The following is a 7,716-nucleotide window of genomic DNA, read 5'->3' on the forward strand; positions in this document are numbered from 1 at the left end:
TAAGTAAAACAATTTAAAATAATAACACACTTAGAAATCCTGATACATCTATCAGGATTTTTTTATGGTTTTACGGAAAACCGCACAAATCAATATCGTAACTACCTTATTTTTATTGAAATATACGTATAACTACGTATAAATCTTTGTAAAGTATTTCTTAATTTTATAAATTGAAAGCTATTATATAAAATTTGTGATATCCGGATTTATTTATGGGATATGAAGTGTAGATAGTTTTATATAACGAGTTGTAGGCAATATCGCTACCACTTTGGAAATTAATTACTAAATTTAAACAATGGAACTTATGAAAAACCCAAGAAAACTGCTCAAATCTCGAATTCTAATTCTTACAATCGCTTTATTTGCTGTCGCATGTAACAAAGACGATGAATTAAAAAATGATGAAGCAAGTCTACCAAAAATTGACCTTCCGGTAAATTCACAAAAAATTGACTTTATCAATTCCAAACATTATGGTAAACTTTCTGAACAAATTAATTCCATTAGCAAAAAACTAAATAAAAATAACACACAATCAAAAGATATAACCGAGGATTTAATTATTGTTCTCGAAGATGTTCTTTATACAGAATACGATAGTACACATACATATACTTTTAAAATTTTAAGAGAACAGCCTTTGGCTTATGTCGAAAACTTAGTACTGCATTACAACAATAATAGTCAGGACTACGATGAATATTTAGTGCAATACAATATTACAGCTGATGAATTTGTAGAATTAAGCAATAACGGACAATTACAGAGTTCCGAAAATGTAACCATAACGACTTTAGAACAAGGTTTTTTTGAGTCAAATACATTAAGTAAAACTTGTCAGCGTGTATGCGAGACAATATATGTTGATTGTTCCTCAGGAGCACATAATGCAGGTAATATAGACCAATGGACAAACTGTACCGAAGGGAATAATGGCGGTACACTTCCGCGAGCATACCAATCCTGTACTTCGTCTTGCCCAACTATTGATGCTGGAGATTCTGGTGGAGGTGGCGGAACCGGCTCAGGTTCTGGTAGTGGCGGAACAGGAAGTGGAAATGTAATCACAAATCCAAATGCAAATGAGCCTTGCGTAACAGGTCGAGGCACAACAGGTATTTCAGGTAACGATGGTTGTATTACAACAGTTGATGATGAGGCAAGAAATCAATTATTTGATAGATTAGCAACTTATATGACAAGCCAAGACCAAGCGGATTGGGTTGTGCTTGATGCTGATATTGAAAGTGTAAATGCACTAAACAATTATTTAGACCAAAGTACTGTATTCAACTCAAGTAATTATAATAATTCGGCTATTGAGTTGATAAACTTTCACATGGAGTCCGACTGGAAGGAGCTATTGAGACAAGCTGTTGCAAATGGAATAACTTCTTCTGCTGAACTTACCCACAAAATTTACAAAAAACTCTCTCAGATAACTGATCAATATCCTTCTTCCATTGGGTATATTAATTCTGTTGTTGATGAATTTAAAGATATTGCAGACGAAGTTTTTGATACTAACCCACAAACGTTAGATTGGACAGATTTATTTGGCATTTGGTTATTTGAGTTAGGAACTTACCCAGCAATTAATGGAACAGAAACTATTACTTTTGATGGCGACGATACAACTACTGAAAGTTTAAAACAACAAGAAGGAGTTACATTAGCAAGACAGGATGCTATTGATAAGATTAATAACAACAATATTACTATACCTGTTAACAGAGGCTGGACATACGGTCAAGGCCAGTTTTACGACGGTATGATAAATGGAAATATTGCCACCTCATTTTTAGGTTCTTATAATACTAACGTTGTAATAGCTCAAAATCCTAATGGAACCCATACATTAACTTTCACAGTTTCTAACCCATCTACTTGGGATTCTGCAACACGATTAAGAATTGACAATGATGGAGATGGAAATCATGATGGAATATTTCCTAATAAAGAAAGAGATACAGGGATTAAAATAGGAGGAAGTATAAATCAAACATGGACATGGACAGAAACATTATAATATCAAGAAAATTTAAGATTTACACACTCTTTTTTATCACTTGTATTAATTTAAGTTGTTTGAAAGAAGAAAAATCACCATATCCATATTTAATGGAAGTCAACCCTTTAAGACAAGAAATAGGTTTAAGAGTAATTGATTCAACATTTATTTATTATGGATACAATAGTAAAAGTACTTTTATTAAAAGAAAAAAAATATATGGTAATTTTTACGTAGGATTGAAAAATGAATATCGCAAAACAAAAAAAGAACCTTCATTTTTTGAGAAATATATTAAATTAGATAAAAATACTGGAAAACCACAATATGAGGAAGATAGATATAAAAATGGATCATATAAATATGGCTTCAATGAAGGTGGAGATATACTTGAATCATTAAGTTTTAGATATGTTTTTGAGGATTACAAATACTATGATTTTGAAACTAAAGATAGTATTCCCATATCTAAGGGTTGGAAATATATTTATGAATATCCAATTGTAATAAAAGGAATGACTTCAAACAGACCTGAAAAAGATAAAAATGGCTATTGGGAAAGAAAAACCGAACAACTAAGTAAAAAGCAAGCCGATAGCATTTTGAAATCTTGGAACTTGAAAAGATTAAACTATTGATATTGGAATAATAATACTGCCTACAACACGGTATATAAGAAATAGCAGTTAAGGGCTAAACATTAGTTTTGTTCTTTTCTGCTATCTTTGTTTATAATCTGAAAAGTAATTGTATTTTAATCTGCTACTTCTCATATACGGAGACGTTGTACGCAAGCTGAAAAATGAGTAAAACGATAAACGAAATAGTAAGCCGATTAAAGAAATATCCAGAAGCGGAATATGAAATAAATGCGGAATCAATAACTGTGAATCCGAAAAGCGAAAACGGATTTCCAGTTTCTCTGACTGATAATGGAAATGGAAATTTCACTGTTGCGTTTGACTTTTGGCACGAGGAATTTGATAATGAAAATGATGCTCTGAATTGCTTTGCATTTGGACTCTCTAAAGATTGTCGACTGAAGTTGACAAAAAAAGGAAATAGACCAATAAAATGGACAGTTGAATCGAATGAAAACGGAATCTGGAAAGAGGACAGTACAACAGGACTAATAAACTTGACTTTTTGGAAAAAAACGGAATATGAATTTTTGCAAAACGATTTAATAAAAAGTATTGCGGAATAAAAAGCCAGCGTACAACAACGTGTATAATTAATGGCTGGTTTGAGCTTGCTTACGAAAATCCTCGCGGATTTTCTATTCGGTTTTTATTTGCTAAATTAGTTGCTTAAACACGCCACTAATCATACACAAAACCGTTGCCATTAATTAAAAAAACGAACAGATTGTTTAAGAAAAAACACACAATATCCCAATATACTTCTGTAAGTAACAAAATTTCAGATAAGACAAATAGAATTATATCGAAAGATATTGAAAAATTAAAACTATCTGAATATTCACATCTTTTGAGAGAAAATATAGCTATTCAATTCTGTTTGAGCATAATAATTGAGAGAATTAAAAATATAAAAATAGACTTTGAATTTATTTTCAACAATAATGAATCTGAAGACCAAAGAGAAGTTTTGAGAGAGCTTGTTTTGGTCGATTTTTATTTTTGGGAAAATAATCCTAAAGCTTATAAGAAGCTGAAAGATATTTTATCTGAAAATATATCAGCATTAAAATTACCTAATTTTATATCTGAACGTTTCCTGAATTACAAATTGAACGAATTGGTATGGAATGAGAAATCTATAAGCAAATTTAATGCATATATGAATGACACAAGAATGGGAGTTTGGTGTGCTTATAATATGGTTATTTCCTTGAAAAGAGCAATACTAAATGAAACATACATAAATTTTGAAATAAATGGTAAAAAAGAAACAATCAAAACGCTGAAAGATTTTGAAAAAAACATATTGAAAAGTATCGAAATAAATAATGAATTGAAAATGTTGCTTGAAAAGGAAAAAACTAATGGCAACACCGTGTATAATTAATGGCTGGTTCTCGCCTACTTACGAAAATCCTCGCGGATTTTCTATTCAGTTTTTATTTGCTAAATTAGGTGCTTAAACACGCCACTAATCATACACAACAACGTTGGGCACAATATGAACGAACATCGAATGAAATACATAATTATCGGGATTTTATTTATCTCAACTTCTGTTTTTGGACAGGAGTTCAATTTTGACATTCATAATACTTCACTCGCTGAATATTTAAAAATGGAAGAAAATTTGGGAAGCGAAAAAATTCCGACAACCTCAAATCACGTTTCCTTTGGTGGAAATGCACAACCAATTAAATATTTAAGAAAAGAGAAAGTAATTCCTGATTTAACTTCTTTCTACTTTTTCAAAAAAGCGGATTCAGCAATGTCCTATGTTCTCTACGAATGGGACGTTTCGAATTTTGAGAAACAAGACAATAACCAAAAATCAAAGAAGTTTCAAAAAGCCTTAATTACAAAATACAAAGGACTTAAAAAAGAAATTTCAAATGAGTTCGGACAACCAGAAGTAAAGAAGAATTATTCGAATATAAGCCGACTTGATTCTATAAACACTTTTGTAGAAAGCTCAACTTGGAAACCTAATGACAGTACCGAAATTGAAATGTATGCAACTGTTTCTAACTATTATGAGAAAAGAGGCGCAAGCACAATAAATCCAGTTCATCGAATACGACTTTACATCAGAAATCAAGCAAAGGAAAAAGAAAAAGTAATCCCAAAACTTGACGAGAAAAAGTTGGCTGAATTGGAAAAAATAAAGACTGACTTTTTTACTGCTTTAAAATCCAAAGATTTACCAAAATCAAAAGAGTTTTTATCGGACTTAATACTTGAAAAAGTTACTGACGAACAAATTAATATGCTGATTGACAATATCAATTTTGATAAACAAACGGAATTGATTTACAGCGGAGTTCAAATGGGATTTGACGGAAGTATGTTCACACTACTTCAGTATAAATATTCGGACGACAATTCAAGTCCGCCAAGTGAAATGATAAAATTGATTTTTGACGATAAAGACAAAGTTGTAGGAATACAACCGATTAAAATGCAAAGTAAATTAACCGATTAAAAAAATACTGTGCCCAACAATGGCTATAAGTAATTGCTTGTTCTCGCCTACTTCTGAAAATCCTCGCGGATTTTCAGCTTGGTTCGTACTTGCAAAGTTACGTGCTAAATCACGCAACTACTCATAGCCGAGACCGTTGGCAATAATTTCAAGAAATGCTATTAATTAAAGAATTTGAATACTTACTATCAAAATCTGAATCTTCAACTTTAGATTTCAAAAGAGAATTATACGATTTTGAAAATGACCGAACATCAAATAGTACAGCTAAATTTGTTAAAGACATAATTTCATTTTCAAACACTATTAGAAATGAATCTGCCTATATTATTTTTGGAATTGGAGAAAGTGATGATAAAATAGAATTAAATGGAATTAGTAAAAGCATAGACGACTCTATTCTTCAAGAAAAAGCAAAAAGCTCAATATTTCCAAGCCCAGAATTTGCTTATTATACTTTACAACTAGACAATAAGAATTTTGGAATTATTGAAATCCCAATAAAAAAACATGAACTACCTCTATCTGCAACTAAAAAACTAAAAGGTCTCGAAGTTGGGAAAATATATTATAGAAATGGCTCATCAAATACAGAAGCTAACGGAATGGATGCTATTAGAATTAATGATTGGTTTAGAAGCCTTCCTGGTAGTCTAGACTATAATTCTATAAACGATGAAGTATCTGGATTCATAACAAGACTTGCTGGTAAAAACGAAAAATTATCAGTTATTATGTCTGAACTTATGGCATTAGGAAAAAAGCATAACCTAACTGAACTAACTACTTTTTGTTCTGCTCAATTCAAGGACATGAATTCAGAAATGGAAGAACATCATAAATACAGAGTAAAAAAAGTTTTCGGTTCTATGCTAAAAGCAGAATTTAATCCAAATCCATACACAACTATAACGCAAGATAAACTTAAAGCTGAATTAAACGAAAACAAAGATTTTTACAGAGTTAGTTTATTTTTTCATCAAACTCTGATTGAAATTGAAAATAATATTAGTCGTATAACAAGAACTTCTGGTGTTTCTATTGCAGTCTTAACAACTAACACTAATAACTTTTTAGAAATGGACAAAGATTATCCATTCTATTTATATTTATTAGAAGATGATTACGAAACTATTTATAGCACAATTAGACAGAAAACAATAGATTTACTAATGGACATATAAACTATTGCCAACAACGTGTATATTTAATTGCTTGGTTATTGCCTACTTGGAAATTCCTTCGGAATTTCCTCTGGTTCGTTTTTGTTTACTAACTTAGTCCTAGCCAACGCAACTAACCATACACGAACACGTTGGCAGTAATTTGAGAAACCACTTTACTCAGCGAAAAGCTTACTTCCCTAATTTTGATTTTAAAGACAAAAAAGACTGAATTACATTTGAGAAACTAAATTCGACTAATGAAATATTTACTAATCATATCAATTTTTCTTTTTTGCAAATTCAGTTATGGAACTGGGCAAGTTCCTGATTATTTAGTTTATAAAGGTGATACACTTGCGATTTTCTCAAACCCGCTTGAAAAGTATTTTGAAAAAATTGGAAAAAGGGAATTAATAGATTTTGTTGGCTGTGGTTCAACTGCTTGTTGGAGAGGCTACAAAGCTATTTGGGAATTAAAAGGAGATAAACTCTATTTAGTTCAAGTAACCAGTTGTCATAACAGTTGCGGACTTGAAATTAAAAATGCTAACCTAAAAAAAATGTTCGGAACTGAAACTGTATTCGCTGATTGGTTTAGCGGAAAGATAATAGTACCTCAAGGAGAAAGAGTTCAATACATTCATATGGGTTATGCTTCGATTTATGAAAAGGAACTTCATATCTCATTCAAAGACGGAATTAGGACAAGTGAAAAAACTATTTCAAACGAAAAAATAGCTAACAAAATTAGATTTGAAAAAAGACAAAGAGAAATCGCAAAAAAAATACAGGATACTCTTTTTCAACAGGTAAAAAATGCTATTGTCTGGGATACAATCAAAACACCCTTTTACGACTTGTGTGACGAAAAGTATATTTTGACATTTAATAAAAAAGGGAAATTGAAAAAAGTTTGGGTTGACTATGAAAGTGAAACCAAAAAAGAAAAACGGGAAGAATGGTGGTGGAATATTACAGATGACCGAAAATGTAGGAGAACGATAAAAAAGGCTCTCAAACCAATAAATATTTCCTATCTCGATTTACCAAAAAAGAAAATAGAATTACCATTCGAAATTTTCTATGACAGAAAAACTGGAAAGTTGGAATTATGGAAAGAAATGTGGATGGAAGAATAAAAACTACTGCCAACAACGTGTATAATTAATTGCTTTGGTCGTTGCTTATTTGGAAAATTCCTTCGGAATTTTCTCGCGTTCGTTTTTGTTTACTAAATTAGTTGCTTAAACACGCAACTAACCATACACAAACACGTTGGCAGCAAGTTGACAAAAACCGAACTATAAAGAATGAAAGTAACAACATTTCCAGATTGGACTTTTGATTTTGACGAAACCAGAATGGGCTGGTACAATATAAATGCGACTAGTACTACAGGAAACTCAA

Annotated in this window: 7 protein-coding genes; all 7 read left to right on the forward strand. The window is 31.2% G+C overall.

The genetic code is table 11. The features are described 5' to 3' along the window. Nucleotides 1-646 precede the first annotated feature (646 nt). Nucleotides 647-2,035, forward strand: a complete 1,389-nt coding sequence (locus AB8B65_RS09285) for a hypothetical protein (RefSeq protein WP_405300674.1) — start codon at nucleotides 647-649, stop codon at nucleotides 2,033-2,035. Nucleotides 2,036-2,094: 59 nt separating this feature from the next. Further along, nucleotides 2,095-2,655 carry a hypothetical protein gene (locus tag AB8B65_RS09290; RefSeq protein ID WP_405300675.1) on the forward strand — a complete coding sequence of 187 codons (561 nt, stop codon included), beginning with the start codon at nucleotides 2,095-2,097 and terminating at the stop codon, nucleotides 2,653-2,655. 164 nt (nucleotides 2,656-2,819) lie between these two features. Continuing rightward, nucleotides 2,820-3,224, forward strand: coding sequence for a hypothetical protein (locus tag AB8B65_RS09295; protein ID WP_405300676.1), 405 nt, complete (start codon nucleotides 2,820-2,822; stop codon nucleotides 3,222-3,224). Nucleotides 3,225-3,358: 134 nt separating this feature from the next. After that, nucleotides 3,359-4,048, forward strand: coding sequence for a hypothetical protein (locus AB8B65_RS09300; protein ID WP_405300677.1), 690 nt, complete (start codon nucleotides 3,359-3,361; stop codon nucleotides 4,046-4,048). A 129-nt stretch (nucleotides 4,049-4,177) separates the two neighbouring features. Further along, nucleotides 4,178-5,143, forward strand: a complete 966-nt coding sequence (locus tag AB8B65_RS09305; RefSeq protein WP_405300679.1) for a hypothetical protein — start codon at nucleotides 4,178-4,180, stop codon at nucleotides 5,141-5,143. A 155-nt stretch (nucleotides 5,144-5,298) separates the two neighbouring features. Further along, entirely contained in the window at nucleotides 5,299-6,327 is a 1,029-nt protein-coding gene (locus AB8B65_RS09310) for a helix-turn-helix domain-containing protein (RefSeq protein ID WP_405300681.1), read from the forward strand. A gap of 239 nt (nucleotides 6,328-6,566) precedes the next feature. Further along, the gene (locus AB8B65_RS09315; RefSeq protein WP_405300682.1) at nucleotides 6,567-7,448 is read left to right on the forward strand and encodes a hypothetical protein; all 882 of its coding nucleotides are present in this window, start codon (nucleotides 6,567-6,569) and stop codon (nucleotides 7,446-7,448) included. The last annotated feature ends 268 nt before the right edge of the window (nucleotides 7,449-7,716 follow it).

Origin of the sequence: Kordia sp. (assembly GCF_045105435.1) — a bacterium.
Taxonomy (GTDB): Bacteria; Bacteroidota; Bacteroidia; order Flavobacteriales; family Flavobacteriaceae; genus Kordia.

What these genes read in the sequence shown, in the direction of transcription:
- AB8B65_RS09295 (WP_405300676.1), top strand. Translation starts at nt 2,820, where the DNA reads ATGAGTAAAACGATAAACGAAATAGTAAGCCGATTAAAGAAATATCCA.
- AB8B65_RS09310 (WP_405300681.1), top strand. Translation starts at nt 5,299, where the DNA reads ATGCTATTAATTAAAGAATTTGAATACTTACTATCAAAATCTGAATCT.
- AB8B65_RS09305 (WP_405300679.1), top strand. Translation starts at nt 4,178, where the DNA reads ATGAAATACATAATTATCGGGATTTTATTTATCTCAACTTCTGTTTTT.
- AB8B65_RS09315 (WP_405300682.1), top strand. Translation starts at nt 6,567, where the DNA reads ATGAAATATTTACTAATCATATCAATTTTTCTTTTTTGCAAATTCAGT.